We start from the raw sequence: 23,450 nt of genomic DNA, 5'->3' as shown, positions 1-23,450 counted from the left end.
AGGAGATTGCATGAACCGCCCTTTCAAACTCGTCGATGTGTTCGGCATCGATCCCTTCACAGGCAACCCGCTTGCCGTGATCAGCAATGCCGAAGGTCTCACCACCGAGGAAATGCAAGGCATTACGCGATGGCTCAACTTGTCAGAAACCACGTTCCTGCTGCCGCCGACGCAGGATGAAGCGGATTACCGCGTGCGGATATTCACGCTGGCGCATGAATTGCCGTTTGCCGGGCATCCGACGCTGGGTACCTGTCACGTCTGGCTCGAAGCCGGCGGCAAGCCGAAGCGTGAAGGCGTGGTCGTGCAGGAATGCGGGGCGGGCCTGATCGAGGTCCGGCAGGGCGGCCAGGGCCTCGCATTCGCCGCCCCGCCGCTGATCCGCGAGGGGGCGGCGAGCGAGGCAGATATCGCGCGGGTTGCCGAGGCCTTGCAGATCGATCCGGATGCGATTGTCGAGGCCCGATGGGTGGACAACGGCCCGGGCTGGATCGCGGTGCTGCTGGCTTCCGCAGAAGCGGTGCTGGCGGTCGAGCCGGTGGGGAATTCGTCCGAACGGCTGGATATCGGCCTGGTAGGCGCGTATCCGCCGGGGAGCGACGCGGCGTTCGAACTCCGTGCGCTCTTTACCGGACAGACCGGAAACATGATCGAGGACCCGGTCACAGGGAGCCTCAATGCTTCGGTCGGGCAATGGCTGTTCACCAGCGGCCGGGCGCAAGGGCACTATGTCGCTTCGCAGGGCACACGTCTCGGTCGGACCGGCAGAGTTGATCTGATGCAGGATGCGAACGGTCAGGTCTGGGTTGGCGGACGTACGCTTACGCTTTTTTCCGGCCAGGGGTAGCCGGTGTGTTCGTCAGGGCGCTGGCACCTCGGCGAAGGTAAGGACAAGCGTGTCCCGCCATGCGGGCGTGCCGGCCGGCGCGGCCTCGACCGGAGAAGTGCCGTGGCGCAACGCCCGGTCATTGAGCAGCAAGGCTTCGCCGGGTTCGGACAACCGGTGTCTCAGCAGGATCTGGCCTGACTGATCCTCGACACAAGTCTCGCCGCCGGTGAAACCGCAGCCGCCCATCAGCAGGATCAGGACCCAATCGCGCCCGTCGCGGTGCATGCCTTCGGGGGTCGGCAGGCCCGGCTGCTCGGGCTGCGCTTCGATACGGAACTGATGGGCTTCGACGATCCAGTGCCGCGGCGTCAGCGAAGCATTCCGCTCGATGAGCGCGGCCGTGTCTCGCAGCAGCCTTTGAAAAAGTGGTGAGGCGGCCGCGTCCTCTGCGATGGGGGCGAACCAGCGTTCGACACCGCCATTGAGCGGGTTGTAGTCGCGCGCCTGATAGTGGGGACGGTGGGAAAGGCGTTCGCAGCGTCCATCCCCGACCTCGAATGCGGCATAACGCCTGCGCCGGTAGGTGCCGCCGTCGCCCATCCATGTGTCGAGCGGCATGTCGTCCCAGCTGCGGACGAAGGCCTGCCACGTTGGCTCGCCGGGGCAGGCCAGTTTCCCGGGTGAAAGAAACAGGGGCCCCGGCTCGGCGAGGCAACCCGAAGGTGTGTTCATTCTTTAGCGTTCCGGCGACCGGTGATGTCCTCGCGCCGACCGCCGCTGGCTTGGTCTGGCACAAGATGGTCTTGTCAGGGGGGATGTCTCATGTACCTAGCGGAGGGGGCGTCGGTCGGCAAGGCAGACGGGATTTCGCCGTTTCAACGCCCGCGTCTTGCCGCGTTCGTCAGCTTGCCGCGCTGCGGACGGCATCTCCTGGGAGAGAATGGCAGGGGACGGGTTTTCCGTGTCCCGGTGCCAAACGGACCGGCGGGACGAAAGTGTGTGTCCTGCCGGCCAGGGTAGAGGCGGCGCGAGGACGAGCACGCCGAACAGCGAGACGCTCGAGTTGGCCGAGGCGCTTGTGCGCCCTTTATGGACGCAGAACCCACCCGCCATCGACGTGGATCGTCTGGCCGCTGATCCACTGACCTGCCTCGGAGCAGAGCAGCAGCAGCGTTCCCACCAGTTCGTCGGGCTCCCCGCGCGGGCGAAGGGCACAGGACATTTCCAGGAACTTGATGAAAGGGGAATCGTCCGGCACCAGCAGCTTGCCGGCGTCGGATTTCACGTTGCCCGGCGCGATCGCGTTGCAGGTGATGCCGTCCTTGCCGAACTGCTTCGCGAGCGCGGTGGTGAGGCCGACCAGCGCGAGTTTCGAAATGCCGTAGAGCCCGGTCGCCGGGAAGGCGCCGCCGCTGGTCTGGTTGACGATACGCCCGCCGCCGCGCTCGCGCATCGAGGGGATCACGGCGCGGGCGCAGAGCAGGGCGCCATTGAGGTTCACGGCAAAGGCCTTGTTCCAGGCGTCGAGGCTGATCGTCTCGCAATTGTCGTAGCTGATATCGACCATCAGCGCGGCGTTGTTGACGAGGATATCGACCCCGCCGAAGGCCTCGATGGCTGCTGCTCCCATGGCAAGGGTGGAGGCTTCGTCGGATACATCGACCTGAACGGAGACGGCCTTGCCGCCAGCTGCCGTGATCTCATCAGCTACGGCCTTCGCGCCCTCGCCGTTAAGGTCAGCAACGACGACCGAGGCACCCGCTTCGGCGAGGCCCAGCGCATATGCGCGGCCGATCGAATTGCCCCGCCCGCCGGCGCCAGTGACGATCGCGGCTTTGCCATTGAGGCGGAACTGGTCGAGTGTGAATGTCATGGTGGAACCTCCCTCAGCCGGCCGTGATGCCGGCATCGATGTCTATGCAGGCGCCGTGGAACCCGCGCCCGGCTTCCGAGGCGAGCATCAGGATCATGTCCGCGACGTCCGCCACTTCGACCGTGCCGCGCATTCCGGAAAAGCGCTTGATGAGGTCGAAGTCGCAGCCTTCCGGCGGCACGAAATTGGCGGCGATGTTGGTGACCATGCCCCCCGGTGCGACCGCGTTGATGCGGATCGGGGCTTTCTGAAACTCCATCGCCATGGCCTTGGTCATGCCCAGGATGCCCCATTTGCTGGCGCAGTAGGCGGCAGCATAGGCCTCGCCGATATGCGCGGCGGAGGAGGCGACATTCACGATCGCACCGTGGCTTTCAAGCAAGTGGGGGATCGCGGCCTGCGAGAGGTGGAACGGCGCTGACAGATTGACGTCGATGGTCCGCTGGTACTGGTCGAGCGGCATCTGCGGGGTGTTGGCGAGGTAGATCAGACCGGCGACGTTACACAGCGCGTCGAGCCGCCCGAAGCGGGCCACCGCTGCCACGACGGCCTGCATGCAGGCCTCGGGATCGGAAAGGTCCACGACTTCGTGGCCGATGGTGCTGCCGCTGTCGGCGAGCATCGCCACGGTCTCTTCCAGCCCGGCGGCATTGACGTCGGCCAGCCACAGATCGGCCCCTGCCGCTGCGAACTTGAGCGCGGTGGCGCGGCCGAGGCCCGAAGCCGCGCCGGTGATGAGAGCGGCCTTGCCGGTCATATCGGTGTTCATGGGTGAAGCCCTTCTACTTGGCGTGCCAGGGCAGGCCTTTGGCTACCTTGTCGATCATTTCGAGGATGACGCCCTGCATCCGCGAGGCCTTGGGCCAGCCCGCGTGAGTGCCGTATTGCAGCACGAATTCGAGCATTTCCTCTGGCTTGCAGTTGCCGCTCGCCATGGCGGCGTGGATGTGGCTGCGGATCGGAATCTCGGCCCCTGATTCGCACACGCCTACCAGCGTCAGCCAGCGGCGGGAGGCTTCGTCGAGGCCGGGGCGGCACCACATCTCGCCGAAGACGAAGTTGTTGATGCCCTGAAGGTACGGGGTGCTCGGCGGGCCGGGCGGGAACGTCATCACCTTGTCGAAGGCGGCGTGGCCCCGATCGTTGCGCACTTGCGGGTCCCACGGTTCGGGGCAGATCGACGGTACTTCGGCGGGCGGCAGGCCCAGTTCCTTGGCGACGCGGGTGATCGCCCGGTCCAGCTTGCCGCCGTTGCCCCAGCCGGAATAGACTGCCAGATGCAGTGCGCCCTCGCGCAGTTCGGCCAGCGACAGTTCCTTGTTGAGGAGAGCGCCGCGCACGAAATCTTCGATCTGGCTTTCTTCCAGTCCGCACGTCGCCGCCGTCGCCATGGCGACGAGATAGCGGGCGCGGCGGGGCATGCCCGGCCGGGTCCAGACTTCAGCCCAGATAAAATCGCGCCAGCTTTCCTCCAGCAGAGTGGTGGGTTCCTTCGCCTCGCGGCCAGTCGATTGTGCCTCGCTGGCGAGACCGGCGGCGATACGGTCTTTCGGATCGAGAAGTGTCATAATGCTTGCTCCTCAGTCCTGAAGGTTGACCCAGACGTTGCGGACCTGCTGGAATTCGCGCAGTCCCTCGATCCCGCCGAGGCGGCCGTGGCCGGAGTGCTTCATGCCGCCGAAGGGGACGCAGGGCGTCATCGCCTCGCCTGATCCATTCACCTGAACCTGTCCCGCCATCATCTGATTGGCGACCCGATGGGCGCGGGAAAGGTTGGTGGTGTGGATGTAGGCGCCAAGGCCGTAGTCGGTGGAATTGGCCAGCGCGATGGCTTCTTCCTCGGTGTCGAAGGGGGTGACGACGATCACCGGTCCGAACACCTCGTTCTTCGCGATGGTACTGCCCGGATCGACATCAGCCAGCACGGTGACCGGAAGGAAGAAGCCGGATGCGTAGTCGCCGCTCAGCCGCTCTCCGCCGCAGACCACGCGACCGCCTTCGGCCACGCCGCCTGTAACCATGCTCTGGATACGGTCGAGCGCGGTTTCGGAAATGACCGGCCCCATGAAGGTGTCCATCGCCAGCGGATCGCCGACTTTCACATAGCCGGCCATGCCTTGCAGCATCTGCAGGTAAGGCTCGTAGATGGACCGCTCGACCAGCAGGCGCGTGCCATTGACGCAGCCCTGTCCGTTGGCGCTGACGGCGCCCGACAGGCCGCGCTTGGCGGCGGCTTGCAGGTCAGCATCGGCAAAGACGATCACCGCCGACTTGCCGCCCAGTTCCAGCCCTACCGGCTTGAGGTTCTGCGCGGCATTGGCGAGGATCTTGCGCGCGGTTCCGCCCGAGCCGATGAATTCGATCTTGCCGATGCCGGGATGCGAGACCATCGCCTCGCCCACGTCGGGGCCGCCGGTGACGAGATTGACCACGCCCGGAGGGAACCCGGCAAGCTGGATGATCTCCATCAGTTTCATCAGCGACCAAGGCGCGTTCTCGGGCGCCTTGAGGACGATGCAGTTGCCCGCCGCGAGAGCGGGAGCCATGCACATGGTCGCCGCGAAGAGCGGGCCGTTCCAGGGCACGATGATGCCGACGGTGCCATAAGGCTCGTAGCTGACATAGTCGTGCGCGGGGCCGCCCCACGTGGAGATCGTCCGGCCTTCGATCTTGTCGGCCCAGCCGCCGAAATAGCGGAACTTCTGCGAGGCATCCGCGCTCATGTAGGGCGAGGCGATGAGGATCGAGCCGTTCTCGATCGCGAGCAGCGGCGACATCTCCGCCGTCTTCTCGTCGATCAGGGCGGCGAGGCGCAGCATCAGATCACGGCGCTTGTCGCCAGGCATGGCACGCCAGGCGGGAAAGGCCGAGTGCGCCGCCGCGACGGCGCGATCGACATCGGCGGCATTGGCCAATGCGATCTCACGCGTCACTTCGCCGGTACCGGGATAGATATGGGCGTATGTGGCGCCACTGCCGCCCGCTTCGGCCTTGTCGCCGATTACCAGCGCATGTTGCGGCAGGACCGAACGGTCCGGACTGAGAAAGCCCATGTTTCCCTCTCCATATTCCAGCTGGCGGCGATTCCGCTCTGGGTTCTGGTGAGAAAACTATGTGCACTTATATCCCGGATCAACTGACTTGAAATGCGTGTTTTGGGTGGATATTCGTTCCTATTGATCCAATAATATGCATTGTATTTGATTCATGGACACCTTGAGCAAGGTCCCGCGCCGGCGCGGGATCAACCTTGTCGCTGCGACCGCGGCAGTGCTGCGCGAGCATATCTTCGCGCTGGAGCCCGGGACGCTGATCGGCTCGCTGCACGATCTCGCTTACCGGCTGGAAGTGGGCATCGTGACGCTGCAGCAGGCTGCCCGAGTGCTGGAACACGAGGGCCTGCTGGAAGTGCGCCGTGGCCCCGGCGGCGGCTATTACGGCATCCGGCCTGACGACGCCGCGCTGGAGCGCGCGCTGGATGCCTACCTGCGGGTGCATCCGGCCACTTATGAAGAAGCGCTCGACATGACGTCGCTGCTGTTCAACGAACTGGTCGCGGCGGCGGCCGGTTGCCGCGACGTGGCCCTGCTCGCGCAGTTGCGTGCACTGGGGGAGCGGCTGGACGAGATGGTGCAGGGGATTACCGACCTCGGCGCCTTCGAAGTGGAGTTTCAGGAGCTTTTGTTCCGGATGGTCAGCCGCCCGCTGTTCGAAATGCTCACGCGGGTCACGCTGCACTTCGCGTCAAGTCAGGGGGACCCGCAGGCTTACCAGTTGCACACCGATACCGCCCACTGGCGCGAAGGACGGCGCAAGATCATAGGGGGCATACTGGCAGGCGATGCGGAACTGGCCCGGTTCGAGGCCAACCGGCAGAACCGGGCCGTCGTGCGTCGGCATCTGGAAATGCTGCGACCCTAAGGGCAGGCGTCCAGAAGGTCCCTGCGCAGCCGGCGTGGGGACCTTCCGAACCATTTTCCGCATTGCCGCGTAAAAATGGCTTGCTCGGCAAACCCCAGCTTCTCGGAAATGCTGCGCATGTCGAGCGTGGTTCTTTCGAGATAATACATCGTCAGATCCCGCCGGACTTCGTCCTTGACGTCCTGAAAACTGCTGCCCTCGCGTTGCAGGCGACGCCGCAGCGCGCGCTCGTGAATGTTGAGAGCACGGGCGACTTCGGCACTGGAGCAGTCGCCTGTCGTCAGCCTGCGCATGATCAGGCCGCGCACATCCGCGTGAAGGGGTGGGCGCTGGTTGGGAAAGGTTCGTTCGACATAAGCCGCCACCTCCTGATGGACATCGGCGCTGTGCATCAGGATCGGGCAGGCCAGATCCTCGGGCGAGAACATGATACCATCGACCGGTTCCCCAAAGCGCACTTCGCAGCCGAAATGGCGCCGGTAGGTCTCGCGGCCGGAAACGGCTTCATGGCGGAAATGGATGCGCCGGGCCCGGGCATAGCCGCCGGTCGTTTCCATCGCCTGCAGATGCCCGATCAGCAGAACCTGCTCAATCGCCTGCGCCCAGTTGCCGATGTTACCCAGCAGCAATTCGTGGCCCACGAATACGAGCCGTTCCTCCGGAATGGGCTGCATCCAGATCCGGGCAGCGCGGCTGTGGGCATTGCTGTGCTCGCAGGCGAATTTCACGGCGTCGCCGAAAGTCTTGGAATTGCGCATGGCCATGCCGAGCGGCCCGAAGACACTGCTTCCGCCTTGGCGGCTGGCAAGCTGCATTCCGAGGTCCGGGCACTCGAGCATGCGCGCTGCGGTTTCGAGCAGCACGATGGTCTGCCGGTACGTCATTGTCCCATCGCCGTCCGCGAATTCTCCGGGCGAGATTCCGGCGGCTCGCAGCAGGCCCGGCAGACTCCCTCCTAGTTCGCTGGCGAGAGCGGCGAACTGGCGGAGCAGGGGGGCATTGAGCCTTTCGAATGCCCCTTCTTCCTCCAGGGATCGCACGCAACTTTCCTCCCGCCTGTATTTGCGCGTATCGCCGGGTGGTCCGAACAGGGCATAACAGCGACACCGGGGCGATACAGGATGGAACCTGTTTGAAGTGTCCGAAAAAGTCAAAACGAGGGCCCGGGATTGCGGTAGGAGCGGAATACCGCTGCCGTAAAGGCAACCGAGGAGAGGAAAGATGGACCCGATCGTTCAACAACTCGCCGACCGCGAGGCCATCCGCCAATGCGTGGCCCGGCTGGCGCGTGGCGAGGACCGGCGCAGTGCCGACCTGATCCGCGCCTGCTGGTGGCCGGAGGCTGCCTTCGATTACGGCGTTTATGCGGGCGATTTCGAGGCGTACCTCGCCTGGGTGGTGCCGGGCGCGGAGGCTATCAAGGATACTCAGCATCTGCTGGGCCAGACTTACATCGAGCTGGGTGGCGATGCCGCCAAGGCCGAAACGCACGTGATCTCGTATCACCGGGTGGACATGGGAGCGGAAAACGGCGGCGAGCGCGATACCTGCATCGGCGGGCGTTATCTCGATACCTTCGAAAAGCGCGATGGCGAATGGCGCATCGCGGACCGTATCATGCTCTATGACTGGGAAGAGGACTGGGGGTGGGCCGCCGACTGGTCGAAGGGCGTGATGGGCTATCCCTTCACGGCCGAACATTTTCCGGGCCGCGCCAAGGGCGACTTCAGCGAGCGCTGGTTTGCGGGAGCGAAAGCATGAGCGCGCCGCTGGCCGGAAAAGTCGCGCTGGTAACCGGCGCAAGCCGGGGTATCGGCAAGGGCATCGCGCTGGTGCTCGCTGAACAGGGCGCGACAGTCTATGTGACCGGACGCACCGTGAAGGAAGGCGACTACTATCTGCCGGGCACGGTAGGTGGCACTGCCGCGGAATGCGATGAGCGGGGCAAGGAAAGCGGCGGCAAGGGCATTGCCGTGGCCGTCGATCATGGCGACGACGAAGCTGTCGCGCGGCTGTTCGAGCAGATCGAGCGCGAGCAGGGCCGGCTCGATATCCTCGTCAACAGCGCGACGCAGCTTTCCGAAGACCTGCTGGAGCCGTTGCCGTTCTGGGAAAAGCCGCTCTCCAACCTCGAGATGTGGGAAGTCGGCGCGCGGTCCTATTATGTGTGCTCGTGGCATGCGGCGAAGATGATGGCACGGCAGAAGTCCGGCCTGATCGCGATGATCAGCGGCTATACCGGGGTGACCTATACCTATGGCGTCATCTTCAGCGCGACCAAGTGCATCGTCGATCGCATCGCGCGCGACATGGCCATCGAACTGGAACCCTACAATGTCGCCACCGTCTCGCTGTGGCAGGGCCTGACGTTGACCGAGAAGGCCAGGGACAACCTTGCCAAGGTGTCCGACAAAATGACCAATTCGGTGGCGGGGCAGACCGGCAGCTCGGTCGAGCATCCGGGCAGAGTGATCGCGGCGCTGGCCAGCGATCCGGAGATCATGAAGCGTTCCGGCGGTTCATTCATCACCGCCGAGGTCGCCGACGACTATGGCGTGGTCGACATCAACGGCCGCCGCATCGAATCCATGCGCGAAAAGCGCGGCGCTCCCTTGTGGAAGCCGATTTCGGAGGCCGATTACCGTGGCAAGTGACCGCGACACGCGCATCGACGCGCTGCTCGACAAGCAGGACATCATGGAGTGTCTGGCCCGCTGCTCGCGCGGCATGGACCGGTTCGACCGGGACATCTACCTTTCCGCCTTCTGGGCGGATGGCCAGATGGCGGCCGGGCCGTTCGTGGGCAGTCCGGCAGATTGCTGGGACTGGGCGGTGCCGATGCACGACGCCGGTCAGATCCTGACGCATCACGCCCTGCTGCAGACCACCATCGACCTTGATGGCGATACCGCGCACACCGAGACCTATTACCAGTTCGTCGGCCGCAACAAGGATGAGAGCCTGTGGATCGCGGGCGGGCGGTATATCGACCGGTTGGAAAGGCGCAGCGGTGAGTGGCGTATCGCCCTTCGCACCAATGTGATCGAGTGGGGCTGCCTGCCTCCGCCGATGCCGATCCCGTTCGCAGACGTGCCGGACATCGCCGTCAACGGCGTGTCCACGCGTAGTAAGGAAGACCCGTCCTACCAGCGCCCGCTGCTCAACAAGCGCGCGCCGAACAATCCGGCAAAGGGGTGATCGGGCGGTGAGCGATCAGACCTCGGAGCGCCGTTTCGACGATCGCGTGGTTGTCATCACCGGCGGTGCGCGGGGGCTCGGGTGGGCCTATGCCGAACTGCTCGCTTCGCTGGGCGCGAAGGTCGTCGTTAACGACAACGGCAGCGCGCTGTCCGGTTCGGGCAGCGATGCAGGACCTGCGGAAGAGGCCGCGCAGGCCCTGCGCGCCATGGGTGCCGAAGCTGTCGCCAGCACCGATAGCGTCGCGACGCCCGAAGGCGGCAAGGCGATCATCGAGACGGCGCTGGATGCCTTCGGGCGGATAGACGTGCTGATCCACAATGCGGGCAACAACCGTTTCGCCGCTTTGGCAGAGACCAGCTACGAGGATTTCCGCGCCGTACTCGACGTGCACCTGCTCGGCGCGTTCCACGTCGTGCGACCAGCGTTTGAGCGGATGGTAAAGCAGGGTTACGGCCGCGTGGTGCTGACCGGCTCAATCGGTGGGCTCTATACCATGCCGGGCACGGTGAACTATGCGATGTCCAAGTCCGGTATGATCGGCCTCAACAACGCGATCGCGGTCGAGGGCAAGGAGTTCGGCGTGAAGTCGAACCTGATCCTGCCCGGCGCAATGACGCGGATGGCAGAGGGGCTCGATACCTCGCAATATCCGCCGATGGGGCCGGAGCTGGTGGCGCCAGTGGTGGGCTTCCTCGCGCACGAAAGCTGCCCGGTTTCGGGCGAGATGTACGTGTCGGTCGCCGGGCGCATTGCCCGCGCCTTCATCACCGAGACCGAGGGCGTCCATCGGCCGTTCTGGACGATCGACGAAGTGGCCAGCCAGCTCAAGGCGATCCGCGACGACAGCCGCCAGTGGACGTTTCATCCGGCCGAAGACGGCTTCGCCCAGCACCTTGGTCGCAGCTTCGCCATGGCGAGTGGGCAGGGCGCCGGTTGACGCAAACCGGCGCCAGAGCCCTCAGGCCTTTGTGAAGCGCCGTTCGCCCCACTTCACGCCGAGCGTGTGGTCGCGCGTGCCCACGGTGGTGCGGGCGGCGATCGTGCTCATGAAGTGCCAGGTGCCCTGCACGGCCTCTGGCGTAAGCTGCAGCGAGACGTAGCCCCTGCGGCTGGTGTCGGTGAAGGTCAGGCCGGGGTTGGTCTCGCGCAGCAGTGCCGCGAGATTGCGGGGCGCGATGGTGGGCAGGAAGGTTTCGTACCCCGATGAGGTCACCGATTGCCCGGCGAACTCGACGCCCACCGGTTCGCTGCCGAGGCTGAGCTGGTTGCCCCAGGCGTTGTGGCTGTCGCCCGAGAGCACAACCAGGTTGCAACCGGCCTCACGCGATGCGCGCAGCAGGCGTTCGCGGGCCGCTGGATAGCCGTCCCACGAGTCCATGTTGAACGGCAGCCCCATCTTTGAGGCGGCTGCGAGCACCTGAGCTTGCTGGCGGGCCGAAGCAGGCGCGTCGGCCGGGGTGAGATCCGCCAGTGCGGCGGGGGCACGCAAGTTGCCCATCACGATTTCCTGCGCGAGCACCTGCCAGCGGGTGCCTGCCTTTGCCGAAGCCGCAAGGCCCTTGTAGAGCCAGTCTTCTTGCCTGGCGCCCATCAGCGTCCGTTCGGAGGCCATCCACGGGCCATCGCGGAATGCGGCGAGGGCCTTGGCGATGTCTGTCTGGTCCTTCAGCGCATTGCCAAGGCTGAGCTGCTCGCTGCGGCCGGTGACGCGGGTTTCAGGGCGGAAGATTGTTGCCAGCGTACCGATCTGGAAGCTGTTGTAGAGGTCGTCCGAGACCGGCATCCATTCGCAGTAGGCGCGCATCGCTGCTGCCCTGCGCGCAGACCACGGGCCTTGCATGGCGGGATCGTGATTTTCGGCGCCGTTCTGCCAGTCATCGTTCGCGAACTCGTGATCGTCCCACTGCGCGATCATCGGGAACTGCTGGTGCAGCCGGCGCAGGTCCGGATCGAGCCGGTAGCAGGCGAAGCGCATGCGGTAGTCGGCCAGCGTTACGATGTCGTGGTCCGGCTCGATCATGCGGCCCGGCATCACCGTTTCGGGATAGTGGCCGGGGCGGTACTCGTAGAAGTAGTCGCCAACGTGGACCATCAGGTCGAGATCGCCGCGCTCGGCCGCGTGGGCATAGGCATTGAACCAGCCGAACGGCATGTTCGAACAGGAGAACAGGCCGATGCCAAAGCGCGAGACCTCGCCCACCGGCAGCGTGCGGGTGCGCCCCACCTCGCTCTTGGTGCCGTCGGGCGCGACGAAGCGGTAGAAGTACCATTTGCCGGGTTCGAGCCCGGTCACCACCAGCTTGGCGCAGTTATCGTGTTCCGGAGACGCCACGACGTCGCCGCCACCCGCGATCCGGCTGAAGCTTTCGTCCAGCGAGACTTCGCAGTGCAGCTTCGTTTCACCCGAGCCGACGTAGCGGGTCCACAGCAGTACCGAGTGCGCGGAAGGTTCGCCGCTGGCGATCCCATGGGTGAAGCCGCGCGCCGTCAGGATCTGCGCGGCGCCCGGGGTGGACAGTGCGGCAAGCCCGAAGGCTCCGGCCTTGATGAGCAGACGGCGGTCGATGGAAAGTGTCATGATGTCCTCCGGGGGGCGAGGTCAGTAACGGGCGGTCAGTTCGATGCCGTAGGTGCGTGGGTCGGCGGGGATGAAGGTCGGATAGCCGAAGCCGCCGCCGGTGTTGCCGGCATCGAGCAGGTAGCGCTTGTCAGTCAGGTTGCGCGCGTAGCCTGCCACTTCGAAACGGTCGTTCGCAAAGGACACGCCGCCGCGCAGGTTCACGAGCGTCACCGCATCCTGGCTGATCGGTTCGGAATTCGGCAGTTCGAAGTAGATCTTGCTGCGATAGGTCACGCTCGGCGTCAGGAAGACGCGGGTGTTTTCCGTCACCGGCGTGTTCAGCATGAAGCCGGCGGCCCACTGCCACTTGGGCTGGAGCCGGAACTGGTTGCCCGCGTAGACGCCGTTTGAGGTCTTGTCATCGACACCGCCGCTGATGAAGCCGAAGTTGCCGAAAGCGCGCAGCCAGTCGGCAAAGCGCGCCTCGATTTCGCCTTCCACGCCGAAGTTGGAAGCGGAACCGGCGCTTTCCGTGTGAGACGTGCCGCCGTCGTCGATCACTGTGACCTGAAAGTTGCTGTAGTCGTCATAGTAGACGCCCAACGAGCCGGACAGGATGCCCACGCTCCCCTTGATGCCGGCCTCATAGTTCCACACCTTTTCCGCCGGGATCAGGTCCAGCGTGGCAACCGGCCCGGCGGCGGCGGAAAGCTGGACCACCGGCGATCGGCGTCCTTCGGATACCGTGGCGTAAAGGTTCACATTCGGCGTCAGGTGATAGAGCACGTTGAAGCGCGGCAGAACCGCCGCGTAGGAACGGTCGGCGTAGAAGAAATTCCCGCCGGTGTTGACCAGCGGAAGCAGGGCAACGCCGCCCAGCACCGAGTTTGGCTGGTAGGCCCCAAATCCGGAGCGGCGCTTTTCGATCAGCACGCGCAGGCCAGCGGTCAGCTCCAGACTCGCATCGGGCTTCCAGGTGGTGTCACCGAACATGGACCATGTCTGGTTGCGGCCCTTGTTCTCGAACCAGCTGGAATAGGGAATGGCGGTGGCAAGGCCGCCCGTGGCCAGGTAGGTCGTCAATCCGGCGGTCACGGTGTTGTCGGCCGCGACGCAGCCAAGGCCGGGAATGATGTTCAGCGTGCACTGCAGGTAGGTGCCTTCCTCGGTCGAGAAGGGCACATTCTGGTAGCTGTCCTCGATGAAATAGTTCCAGCCGAACGAGGCGCGCCAGTGGTTGTCGCTATAGGTGAAGCGGCCCTCGTGGCTGGCTTCCCAGCCCTTGGCACGTTCGGCGAATTCAAGATACCAGGCAGCTGAACCATCGGCATCGAACACTTCGACCGCATCGAAATCGCGATAGCCGTTGACGGTGGTGAAGTTCCAGCCGTCGGCGAAGTCCCAGCTTGCCGTGAAATTCACGTCATAGACATCGCGAGTCAGGCCCAGCTTGTCCGCCCCGAGCACAGTGCCGGACAGCGGCGAGCCGCCGAGATAGGCTGCACCGTACACACCATCGGCAGCGGTCGAACCCAGGGCCTTGCTGAGGAACGGCGTGCCGGAATTACGTTCGCGATCATAGGTGAAGATCAGATCGGCGGTGAAATCGCTGGTGGGCGTGTAGCGCAGCGATGCGCGCAGGCCGAGCTGGTCCTGCGCATAGAGGTCCTCCTGATCCGGAGCGAGGTTTTTCACATAGCCGTCGCGCTTGATCCACTGCCCCGCGATGCGGACCGCCAGCACGTCGTTGCCGGCATTGACGTGGCCCTCGACGTTGTAGGCATCGTAATTGCCATAGCTGCCGGTCAATTCGGCCGAGACGCCCGGTTCGGGCTTGGCGGAAATCAGGCTGATCGCGCCGATCGTCGCGGCGGTGCCGAACAGGGTTGCCTGCGGGCCTTTGACGACCTCGATGCGCTCCATGTCGTAGATGCCCTGGTAGGCCCCGCGCGAACGCGAGATATCGACTCCGTTGTAATAGAGCGTGACGCGCGGTGACTGCTGGGCCGATCCGCTGTCGGAAGTGATGCCGCGGATCACGAAACCGGGGTTGTTGGCGCTCTGCACCTGCACGTTGAGGCCGGGCACGTAGTTCGACAGGTCGCCGAGGTTGGTCACGCCGAGCTGGCGGATACGCTCTTGCGATTCTACTGACATCGTGATCGGCACATCGACCGCGCGCTGCTTCACTTTCTGCGCAGTGACGACAATGGAATTGGCATCCAGCTCGATAGCGTCGGACGACATTTCCGCTTCCGCCGCGAATGCTGCCGTGTGAATGCCGCCGAGACACGAGCCCGCCAGCAGCCCCGCGAACAATGCACCTGGTTTCAAAGCCGTTTTCCTTTGGAATCGAAGAGTTGTGACGCGGGTTCCGATAGGGTGTTCGCGTGACGTTTCAATGTCGCACTGCAACAAAGGCGTGGGGGCGAAGGATGCTGGCTCACGCTTGACCCTAGGGATTCATGCGAACGGCGCTATGGTGCTGGCGAGGCAGGTCTTGAGCGGCGATGAAACAGACAACGTATGGATTGATCGAGGCTGGCGGCACCAAGTTCGTGCTGGGGATCGCGCATGGCCCGGACGCGGTTGTGAAATCGGCCCGCATTCCCACGGAGGCGCCGGAGGAAACGATCGCCGCCATGCTGGCATGGTTTGCCGCGCATGGTGCGCTCGACGCGATCGGTCTTGCCAGCTTCGGGCCTATTGAACTGGACCCGGCATCGCCCGAATGGGGTCATATTCTGAAAACCCCCAAGCCGGGCTGGAGTGGCACGAATCTCGCCGGGCCATTATCGCAGGCGTTCGCGTGCCCGGTTGGTGTCGACACCGATGTGAACGCGGCGGCATTGGCCGAAAGCCGATGGGGTGCGGGACAGGGGCAGCGCTGCGTTGTCTATCTGACAGTAGGCACCGGCATAGGCGGGGGCGCGGTGATCGAGGGGCAGACGCTGCGCGGCCTCTCGCATCCGGAGATGGGGCATATCCGCACGCCCCGCCATCCGGAGGATGCTGACTTCGCAGGAGTGTGCCCTTTCCATGGCGATTGCCTCGAAGGCATGGCGTCGGGGCCGGCGGTCCTCGCGCGCTATGGACGGTCGCTTTCGGAATTGCCTGCGGGACATCCCGGTCAAGGGATCGTGGCGTGGTATCTCGCGCAAGCGGTCGTGACGGTGCAGGCGATGCTGGAACCGGGACGCATCATCTTTGGCGGCGGCGTGATGAATACGCCCGGGCTGTTCGAACAGGTGCAGCTCGAGGCGGAAAAGCTCGGTGGCGGCTATTTCCGGGGGAAGCCGTCCGAAGTGATCGTGCGCCCGGGACTGGGGGAACGCTCCGGCCTGCTGGGCGCGCTGGCACTGGCCGAAGGGGCGCTTTGAGCTGGGCGGATTGTCTTCCAAGTATCTCTGAGACCATGGAAATACGCTTCTTTGGGGATTGACGCGGGTCATTCAGGCGTCACAAGCATCGCGCACTGCCTTTCCCCCCAAAGGAGTCCCCCCGATGTCCGATCCCGATTCCCTCCATCCCGACCGCCGTGAGTTTCTGGGCGGTCTGGCGGCTGCTCTGGGCGCCGCTGCCGTTACGGGTGGTGCTGCGACCGAGGCAGAGGCGCGTTCGTCCAAACCTGCCCATGCACCCGCGGTCAGTGATGCCCGGCTGCGCGACGCGATCGACACAGTGGTGGTAATCTACGCCGAGAACCGCAGCTTCAACAATCTCTTTGCGGACTTTCCGGGGCTGGAACAGCCGCTTTCCAAGGTGCCGCCCGAGCGATTCATCCAGCGCGATCGTGACGGTACCCCGCTGGAGAAGCTGCCGAAGATCTGGGAGGGGCTGGTCCCCGACAAGCAGGTGGTCGAACACGCGGAATACCAGATCGGACCGGACGACCTGCCGCTGATGCCCAACGCGCCTTTCGCGTTGAAGACACCGGCAGGCGATCCGCTGCCGCATGGGCTGGTCACGCGCGACCTGATCCATGCGTTCTACCACAACCAGCTGCAGATCAACGGCGGGCGGAATGACGGTTTCGCCGCCTGGGGCGACAGCGGCGGGCTGGTCATGGGGTACTACGGCGACAACCGGTCGCAGCTGCGCCTGTGGCAGATCGCGCGCGAGTTCACCTTGTGCGACAACTTTTTCATGGGCGCGTTTGGCGGCTCGTTCCTCAATCACCAGTACCTGATTGCCGCGCAGCCGCCGGTCTATCCCGGTGCGGACAAGAGCCCGGCCGCCAATCGCATCGCACAACTCGAAGGAAGCGATCCAAGGGGCATCCGCCTGAAGCTCGATCCCAAGACCCCGGCCAGCGCCATGGACGGTCCGGCCCGGTTCGTGCCCAGCTCGCTCACACCCGATTTCTGGGCGGTCAACACCATGCTGCCGCCCTATGCGCCGACCTATCAGCTTGACCCGGCGCGGCCGGGTTATTCCGATTGGTCGAGCGGGCACACGCTGGTGCCGCAGCAGCACAAGACGCTTGGCGATGTGCTTTCGGCCAAGGGCATCAATTGGGCCTGGTACGCAGGCGGCTGGAAGGCCGCGCTGGATGGGCATGCGAACGACGGTTCCTATCCGTCGCGTCCCAACTTCCAGCCGCATCACCAGCCGTTCAACTATTTCAATCGCTTCGCACCTGGCACGGCGGACCGGGCCGCGCACTTGCGCGATGCGGGTGAGGGCAGCACGGGGCGGACCAACCATTTTCTGGCCGATGCCGAGGCGGGCAAGCTGCCGCCTGTCACGTTCTACAAGCCGCAGGGCGATCTCAACATGCACGCGGGCTATTCGGACGTCGATGCGGGCGATCGGCACATTTCGGCGGTGGTCGATGCCCTGCGGGTGAGCCCGCAATGGGAGCGGATGCTGGTGGTCATTACCTTTGACGAGAACGGCGGGTGGTGGGACCATGTAGCGCCGCCCAAGGGTGACCGCTGGGGGCCGGGCACGCGCATTCCCGCGATGGTCGTTTCACCGCACGTGCGGAAGGGCAGTATCGACCACACGATCTACGACACGGGTTCGATCGCCCGCTTCATCACGCGCCGCTTCGGTCTGGAAAAGCTGCCGGGCCTCGCCATGCGCGAACAGGCGATGGTGGCGGCAGGCGGTGTGGCGCCCGGCGATCTGACCGGGGCGCTGGATCTGGCGTAAGGTTGTAACGTCAGGGAGCCTGGCACTTCATTGAGTCGGGCCCCCGAATGTCAGCCGTGAACGATACTGTGCAACGTCGCGGGCACCGATGGGTCTTCGATCGTTGCCGGTGTATCGTACTTGTCGCCGTTCACGATCTTGCGCAGCAGATTGCGCAGGATCTTTCCCGACCGGGTCTTGGGCAGTTGCGGCACGGCATAGACCGTCTTGAGCGCGGCGACCGGACCGAGTTCCTCACGCACGGCTGTTACGACGCGCTTCACGAGGGCCTCGTCCGCTTCCGCGCCTGCACGGGCAACCACGAAGGCGACCGGGATCATGCCCTTGATGGCATCGTCCGCACCAATCACGGCGCATTCTGCAACGCCGTCTTCCTGCGCGACGATCTGCTCCATCTGGCCAGTCGAGAGGCGGTGTCCGGCGACATTGATGATGTCGTCGGTGCGGCCCATGATGTTGAGGAAGCCGTCGGCATCGAAATGCCCGGCATCGCCGGTCTCGTAGTAGCCGGGGAAGCCCTCGAAGTTCTTGGCGTAGCCTTGGGGGTTGTTCCACAATGTGCGGAACGCGCCCGGCGGCAACGGCGCCTTGATGGCGACCGAGCCGCTCTCGCCATCGGGCACCGGCTTGCCGTCATCGCCGAGGATGGCGAAGGCATAGCCGGGAACCGGGAAGCCCGCACTGCCGCGCTTGCGCCGCAAGTCGCCCAGTGCGACGCAAGTGGCGATGGCGGGCCAGCCAAGTTCGGTCTGCCACCAGTGGTCGATTACCGGCAGACCGGATTTTTCCTCAAGCCAGGCGATGGTGTCGGGATCGGCACGTTCGCCCGCGAGGAAGATCGTCTGGCACGGGCCGGTGCCGATTTCGGTCAGGAACGTGGCGTCCGGATCTTCCTTGCGCACTGCGCGGATAGCAGTGGGTGCGGTGAAGAACGCCTTCACCCCGTGGCGGTCGATCGTGCGCCAGAAGGTGCCGGGATCGGGCGTGCCGACCGGCTTGCCCTCGAACAGCACGGTCGTCGCGCCCACCAGCAGCGGGGCGTAGACGATGTAGCTGTGCCCCACGACCCAGCCTACGTCCGAAGCTGCCCAGAACACGTCTCCGGCGCCGATGCCGTAGATGTTGGCCATCGACCAGGTGAGGGCAGTGGCATGGCCGCCATTGTCGCGCACGACGCCCTTGGGGGTGCCGGTCGTGCCCGAGGTGTAGAGGATGTAGAGCGGATCGTTCGACGCCACCGGCACGCAGGCGGGAGCCGGCTTATGTGCGGTCTCTTCACGCAGCGCCATCCAGTCGAGGTCGCGCGGAGCAGTCAGGTCCGCCTTGACCTGTTCGCGCTGGAACAGGACGACGTGATCGACCGTATGCTTCGCCAGCTTCAGGGCCTCGTCGACCATCGGCTTGTAGGGGATGGTGCGCTTGCCTTCGATGCCGCAGGACGCGGTGATCAGCACCTTGGGTGCGGCATCGTCGATGCGCTTGGCAAGCTCGAGCGGAGCGAAGCCGCCGAACACCACCGAATGGATGGCGCCGAGCCGCGCGCAGGCCAGCATCGCGAAGACGGTCGGCGGGATCATCGGCATGTAGATGACGACACGGTCGCCCTTGGTCACGCCGACCGAGGCCAGCATGGCTGCCGTGCGGCCAACTTCGTCCAGCAGTTCAGCGTAAGTATAAGTCTGGATCGTGCCGGTGACCGGGCTGTCATAGATCAGCGCGGCCGCATCGCCGCGACCCGCGGCGACGTGGCGGTCCACGGCGTTGTGGCAGGTGTTGAGCTGCCCGCCGGGGAACCACCCGTCTGTATCGCTCCAGCCAGAGGCGGGTGCCTCAGCCCAGTCCACGGCCTTGGCAGCTTCGAGCCAGAACCCCTGCGGGTCGTCGATGCTGGCTTGCCAGGCGGCTTTGTAGGCGTCACTCATGCTGGTCTCCGTAATGCGTCTTGTCTTAGCGCAGATTCTTCGAAAGGACGACGAGCGTCTGGTCGTCGTCGAATGGTTCGGGGGTAAAACCCTTCTCGCGCTCCAGTTCGATCGCGGCGTGGTTGTCTCGGCTTTCGATGGAGATCACGCGGCGCACTCCGCGTTCCCGGGCTTCGCCGGCGAGGAAATCGAGCAGGGCCCAGCCGACGCCCTTGCCCTTGTAGTCGCTCCGGATCGATACGGCGATCTCCCCGGTATCGAGACCGGCATCGCAGGCGAGCAGGGCCGACGCCACCAGCTCGCCGCTGTCGACGTCGAACGCCAGGAAGCTCTCGGACTGGAAGTGATCCACTTTGAGCAGCGGCGCGAGCTGTTCCTGGCTGACGTGTTCGCTGGCCGCGAGAAAGCGAAAGCGTCGGTCGTCGTCGCTGACCGCATCGAAGAAGGCGCCCAAAATGGTTTCGTCGCCCTCAGAGGCAGGGCGAACGGACAGGCTGATGCCGGTGCGGGTGGTGAGCTGCGATGTCTTGGTCATGATGACTCCGTCTGCTGGACCAAAAGAGGTGCGCCGCGCCTTGACCGGGAGCAAACCAGGTCAGGACGCGGCGCCGGAAGACACTCAGGCGTCGATGTTTCTCCTGAATGTCTCGGGGAGGAAGATGAGGCCGATGACCACCGTGGCAACCGCGACGACGACCGGGTACCAGAGGCCGTAGTAGATATCGCCGGTGGCGGCGACCATCGCGAAGGCCGTGGTGGGCAGGAAGCCGCCGAACCAGCCGTTACCCAGGTGATAGGGCAGCGACATCGAGGTGTAGCGGATGTTGGTCGGGAACAGTTCCACCAGCATGGCGGCGATCGGGCCGTAGACCATGGTGACGAGGATCACGAGGTAGAACAGGATCGCGACGACCGTGACCGAGTCCATCTCGTCAGGGTTGGCCTTGGCCGGGTAGCCTGCTTCGGTCAGGGCGGCCTTGATGCTGTCCTGATAGGCGGTGATCGCGGTGGCGCGATCCGCGCCGGTAACTTCGGCGGGGTTAGGCGCGGTCAGCGTCTTTCCGCCGATGGCGACCGTGGCGACCGTGCCGGCAGGGGCTGCGGTGTTGGTATAGTTGATGCCGTTCTTGGCCAGGAATGCCTTGGCGATGTCGCAGCTCGACGAGTCGAACTTGTTCTTGCCGATCGGGTCGAACTGGAACGAGCATTCCGCGTCGTTGGCGGTCACTACCACCGGCGCACTCTTCGACGCATGTGCGAGTGCCGGGTTGGCGGCATCGGACAGGGCGTGGAAGGCGGGGAAGTAGGTGACGGCCGCCAGAGCGCAGCCGCCGAGGATCAGGTACTTGCGGCCGATCTTGTCGGAGAGCCAGCCGAAGAACACGAAGAACGGCGTGCCCAGCGCAAGCGCGATGGCGATCAGGTAGTTCGTCGTCGCGCCGTCCACCTTGAGGATCTTTTCAAGGTAGAACATCGCGTAGAACTGGCCTGTGTACCAGACCACGGCCTGCCCCGCGACGGCGCCGAACAGGGCGATCAGCACGAACTTGAGGTTGCCCCACTTGCCGAAGGAATCCTTGATCGGCGACTTGGAGGTCGTGCCTTCGTCCTTCATCTTCTGGTAGACCGGGCTCTCGTTGAGCTGCATGCGAATCCACATCGAGACGCCCAGCAGGACGGCAGAAAGCAGGAACGGCACGCGCCAGCCCCAGCCGGCGAAAGTGTCCTCGCCCATGCCGGAGCGCACGCCCAGCACGATCAGCAGCGCGGCGAAGAGGCCGAAGGTCGCGGTGATCTGGATGAAGCTGGTGTAAAGGCCGCGCTTGTTGTTGGGCGCGTGTTCGGCAACGTAGGTCGCCGCGCCGCCGTACTCACCGCCCAGCGCCAGGCCCTGCACGATGCGGAGCGCGACGAGGATGATGGGGGATGCAATGCCGATGGTATCGTAACCGGGCAGCAGGCCGACCGCGAAGGTCGAAAAACCCATCAGGCCCATGGTGACGAGGAAGGTATACTTGCGACCGACGAGATCGCCAACCCGGCCGAACACAAGTGCGCCGAAGGGCCGCACCGCGAAGCCGGCGGCGAAGGCGCCGAGCGCGAGGATGAACCCGGTGGTCTCGTTCACGCCTGCAAAGAAGACCTTCGAGATGAAGGTGGCCAGCAGGCCGTAGAGGTAGAAGTCGTACCATTCGAATACGGTGCCGAGCGACGACGCGGTGATGACGAGCTTTTCGTCGTGCGTCGCCTGATGGTGCTTCGGCATGGCGTCATAAGTCGTAGCCATTGCTCACTCTCCCAAGTGGGGCCGGTGCCGTCGTTGCAGGACCGGGTTTGTCATCGTCAGAAGCTGTACTTCGCGGCGAATTCGATGCGGTCGAGAGCGCCATCGGCGCCGCTGACCAGTTCCCGCTCGCCGTGACGGTATTCGAGACCGAGGTCGATGTTCTTGACCGGCGAGTAGAACACGTTGGCGGCCGCGCTCCAGGCCTGCTTGTTGTAAGCGGCGATGGCGGCTGCAGTAAGGCTGTCGGCATAGTCTACGCGCTGGTAGCTGCCCATCACGTTCACGCGCCACTGCGGGGCGATGGCGATCCGTGCCGCGGCAAGCGCCGCGATCACGTTCACGTTCTCCAGCTTGTTGGCGACCGGATCATAGACCGCGTCGGGCGCGAAATTGAGGCCGATGTAGCGGCTGGCGTTGTGGCCGTACGTGACCATGGCGCGCACATCGCTGGTCTTCTTGTCATTGAGCCAGATCTTGCCTGCCGCGCTGACACCCCAGCCAAACGTGCTGTCTCCCACGCCTGCGGCATCGACGCGGACCTGACGCGCCAGCAGCGCGAGCGATCCTTCTCCGGCCTTGCCCGCATAGGCGAGGCGGGCGGCGATGTCGGGCACGCGGTCGTCGCCGTTTTCGGTGAGTGCGGGAGAACCGAGCGTGGCCGTGCCCGATTCCGGTTCTTCGATCGACGCGTGCAGCGCCAGGTTCCGGCTGAGTGGGGCACTGTAGCGGATCACGGGCTGACGCACGAAGACGGTGCCTTCGGTCGTGCCGACGAAGTCGGTGCTCTCGGGCAGCGCGCCGGTATACTGGAAGGTCGACCAGTCCTGGCCAATTGTTACACGGCCGACCTGCATCCAGGCGCGGCGCAAGGCCAGATTGTAGCCATTGGTGGTGCGTTGCGAGCCCTGCGTGCCGGGCGAGGTCTGGAAGTCGACCTCGACGTAACCCTTCACGCTGTGGCCTGCGACGGCCGTGTCGAGATTGAGCCAGAAGCGCGATTGCTTGGCGGTGAAGTCCTCAACCTTCTGGGCTGTGCCGCCACCGGTAGGGATCGCCTGCGGCAGGTAGAAATCCCGGCCGAGCGAATTAGTCGCCACTTCGCCATCGCTGAAGCGGCTCGCGGATGCGACCATCTTGATATAGCCGCCGAGTTTGACGGTTGTGTTGCCGGACTTGAAACCGTCGGGCTGCGGCTTGCTCTCGACGGCGGCGACCTTCGCCGCCGCTTCCTCGCTTTTGGCACTGGCAGCAGCGATAGCGATCTGCGCTTGTTCCGCGCTGGCAGCCTGCTCCTGGCGGGCAGCGGCAAGATCTGCGCGCATCTGCTGCATTTCGGCCTCGAGCTTTTCGAGCCGCGCTTCAAGCTGTGCTTCGCGGCTGGTTGCTGCCAGGGCGGCTTGCGGCGCGATCAGGCTGCTTGCGGCCAATAATGCGCAGGTCAGGGGCCTGTTGGACGGCATCATATCCTCTCCTTCCCATATCCGGCTGCCACCTAGTGTGCTGGGGCATTCCAAGGATTGGATATCATTGGCGCCGGGGGAGAGTTTCGCCCATCCGGACCATGGTGGGGTGACTACGACCAATGTCTAATGCCGCGGCGCGGTCAGGCTTGTGTTATTGGTGCCTGCAAAGCTGGAGACACCGGCTGTATCCATCGGAGAGGAGAAAGAGGAATGAGCGAGGCGATATATCCGGTCCCT

20 protein-coding genes are annotated in these 23,450 nt (G+C 64.6%); 8 read left to right on the top strand and 12 right to left on the bottom strand.

Features of this window, described 5'->3' with window-relative positions; all coding sequences use genetic code 11:
* The first annotated feature begins 10 nt into the window (after nt 1-10).
* Nucleotides 11-847 carry a PhzF family phenazine biosynthesis protein gene (locus tag MTR64_RS10170; RefSeq protein WP_243993431.1) on the top strand — a complete coding sequence of 279 codons (837 nt, stop codon included), beginning with the start codon at nt 11-13 and terminating at the stop codon, nt 845-847.
* A gap of 12 nt (nt 848-859) precedes the next feature.
* On the opposite strand, the gene MTR64_RS10165 is transcribed toward MTR64_RS10170, so the two are convergent.
* The 5 genes from MTR64_RS10165 to MTR64_RS10145 form a co-directional block, all read right to left on the bottom strand.
* Entirely contained in the window at nt 860-1,561 is a 702-nt protein-coding gene (locus MTR64_RS10165; RefSeq protein ID WP_243993429.1) for a 2OG-Fe dioxygenase family protein, read from the bottom strand.
* Nucleotides 1,562-1,916: 355 nt separating this feature from the next.
* Complete coding sequence (locus MTR64_RS10160; RefSeq protein WP_243993427.1) at nt 1,917-2,702, bottom strand: SDR family oxidoreductase; 786 nt, start codon at nt 2,700-2,702, stop codon at nt 1,917-1,919.
* 13 nt (nt 2,703-2,715) lie between these two features.
* A complete protein-coding gene (locus MTR64_RS10155) occupies nt 2,716-3,471 on the bottom strand; it encodes an SDR family NAD(P)-dependent oxidoreductase (RefSeq protein WP_243993424.1) in 756 nt (251 codons plus the stop codon).
* 13 nt (nt 3,472-3,484) lie between these two features.
* Nucleotides 3,485-4,270, bottom strand: coding sequence for a carboxymuconolactone decarboxylase family protein (locus MTR64_RS10150; RefSeq protein ID WP_243993422.1), 786 nt, complete (start codon nt 4,268-4,270; stop codon nt 3,485-3,487).
* A gap of 12 nt (nt 4,271-4,282) precedes the next feature.
* The gene (locus MTR64_RS10145; RefSeq protein ID WP_243993420.1) at nt 4,283-5,755 is read right to left on the bottom strand and encodes an aldehyde dehydrogenase family protein; all 1,473 of its coding nucleotides are present in this window, start codon (nt 5,753-5,755) and stop codon (nt 4,283-4,285) included.
* A 154-nt stretch (nt 5,756-5,909) separates the two neighbouring features.
* Between MTR64_RS10145 and MTR64_RS10140 the strand changes: the two genes are divergently transcribed.
* Nucleotides 5,910-6,623 carry a FadR/GntR family transcriptional regulator gene (locus MTR64_RS10140; RefSeq protein ID WP_243993418.1) on the top strand — a complete coding sequence of 238 codons (714 nt, stop codon included), beginning with the start codon at nt 5,910-5,912 and terminating at the stop codon, nt 6,621-6,623.
* Here MTR64_RS10140 and MTR64_RS10135 read toward each other — a convergent pair.
* Nucleotides 6,620-7,663: an AraC family transcriptional regulator gene (locus MTR64_RS10135; protein WP_243993416.1), complete on the bottom strand. Its 1,044-nt coding sequence runs from the start codon at nt 7,661-7,663 to the stop codon at nt 6,620-6,622. The genes MTR64_RS10140 and MTR64_RS10135 overlap by 4 nt on opposite strands.
* A gap of 181 nt (nt 7,664-7,844) precedes the next feature.
* On the opposite strand from MTR64_RS10135, the gene MTR64_RS10130 reads away from it, so the two are divergent.
* Genes MTR64_RS10130 through MTR64_RS10115 form a run of 4 tightly spaced genes read left to right on the top strand, consistent with a single transcriptional unit; the run spans nt 7,845 to nt 10,761 of the window.
* Nucleotides 7,845-8,384 (top strand): nuclear transport factor 2 family protein, encoded by a 540-nt coding sequence (locus MTR64_RS10130; RefSeq protein ID WP_243993414.1) that lies wholly within the window; start codon nt 7,845-7,847, stop codon nt 8,382-8,384.
* On the top strand, nt 8,381-9,277 hold the full coding sequence (locus tag MTR64_RS10125) for an SDR family NAD(P)-dependent oxidoreductase (protein ID WP_243993412.1): 897 nt from the start codon (nt 8,381-8,383) through the stop codon (nt 9,275-9,277). Before MTR64_RS10130 ends, MTR64_RS10125 begins: the two co-directional genes overlap by 4 nt.
* Nucleotides 9,267-9,821: a nuclear transport factor 2 family protein gene (locus MTR64_RS10120; RefSeq protein ID WP_243993410.1), complete on the top strand. Its 555-nt coding sequence runs from the start codon at nt 9,267-9,269 to the stop codon at nt 9,819-9,821. The genes MTR64_RS10125 and MTR64_RS10120 overlap by 11 nt, the downstream gene beginning before the upstream one ends.
* A gap of 7 nt (nt 9,822-9,828) precedes the next feature.
* Entirely contained in the window at nt 9,829-10,761 is a 933-nt protein-coding gene (locus tag MTR64_RS10115; RefSeq protein WP_243993408.1) for an SDR family NAD(P)-dependent oxidoreductase, read from the top strand.
* Between the two features lie 21 nt (nt 10,762-10,782).
* Here MTR64_RS10115 and MTR64_RS10110 read toward each other — a convergent pair whose 3' ends face one another.
* On the bottom strand, nt 10,783-12,402 hold the full coding sequence (locus MTR64_RS10110) for an alkaline phosphatase D family protein (protein ID WP_243993405.1): 1,620 nt from the start codon (nt 12,400-12,402) through the stop codon (nt 10,783-10,785).
* Between the two features lie 21 nt (nt 12,403-12,423).
* Nucleotides 12,424-14,631, bottom strand: a complete 2,208-nt coding sequence (locus MTR64_RS10105; protein WP_243993631.1) for a TonB-dependent receptor — start codon at nt 14,629-14,631, stop codon at nt 12,424-12,426.
* Between the two features lie 263 nt (nt 14,632-14,894).
* Between MTR64_RS10105 and MTR64_RS10100 the strand changes: the two genes are divergently transcribed.
* Nucleotides 14,895-15,764: an ROK family protein gene (locus MTR64_RS10100; protein ID WP_243993403.1), complete on the top strand. Its 870-nt coding sequence runs from the start codon at nt 14,895-14,897 to the stop codon at nt 15,762-15,764.
* A gap of 124 nt (nt 15,765-15,888) precedes the next feature.
* Nucleotides 15,889-17,541, top strand: a complete 1,653-nt coding sequence (gene acpA / locus MTR64_RS10095) for an acid phosphatase (protein ID WP_243993401.1) — start codon at nt 15,889-15,891, stop codon at nt 17,539-17,541.
* Between the two features lie 50 nt (nt 17,542-17,591).
* On the opposite strand, the gene MTR64_RS10090 is transcribed toward acpA, so the two are convergent.
* The 4 genes from MTR64_RS10090 to MTR64_RS10075 all read right to left on the bottom strand — a co-directional run bounded on the left by MTR64_RS10090 (nt 17,592) and on the right by MTR64_RS10075 (nt 23,213).
* Complete coding sequence (locus tag MTR64_RS10090) at nt 17,592-19,463, bottom strand: AMP-binding protein (protein WP_243993399.1); 1,872 nt, start codon at nt 19,461-19,463, stop codon at nt 17,592-17,594.
* Nucleotides 19,464-19,488: 25 nt separating this feature from the next.
* Complete coding sequence (locus tag MTR64_RS10085; RefSeq protein ID WP_243993396.1) at nt 19,489-19,998, bottom strand: GNAT family N-acetyltransferase; 510 nt, start codon at nt 19,996-19,998, stop codon at nt 19,489-19,491.
* Between the two features lie 84 nt (nt 19,999-20,082).
* The gene (locus MTR64_RS10080) at nt 20,083-21,750 is read right to left on the bottom strand and encodes an MFS transporter (protein WP_243993394.1); all 1,668 of its coding nucleotides are present in this window, start codon (nt 21,748-21,750) and stop codon (nt 20,083-20,085) included.
* A 56-nt stretch (nt 21,751-21,806) separates the two neighbouring features.
* Complete coding sequence (locus MTR64_RS10075) at nt 21,807-23,213, bottom strand: DcaP family trimeric outer membrane transporter (RefSeq protein WP_243993392.1); 1,407 nt, start codon at nt 23,211-23,213, stop codon at nt 21,807-21,809.
* Between the last annotated feature and the right edge of the window lie 237 nt (nt 23,214-23,450).

The sequence above is a fragment of the Novosphingobium album (ex Hu et al. 2023) genome (genome assembly GCF_022832385.1).
Classification (GTDB): domain Bacteria; phylum Pseudomonadota; class Alphaproteobacteria; order Sphingomonadales; family Sphingomonadaceae; genus Novosphingobium; species Novosphingobium album.
Note: the sequence above shows the minus strand (reverse complement) of the source record. Positions and strands in the feature narration are given on the sequence as shown.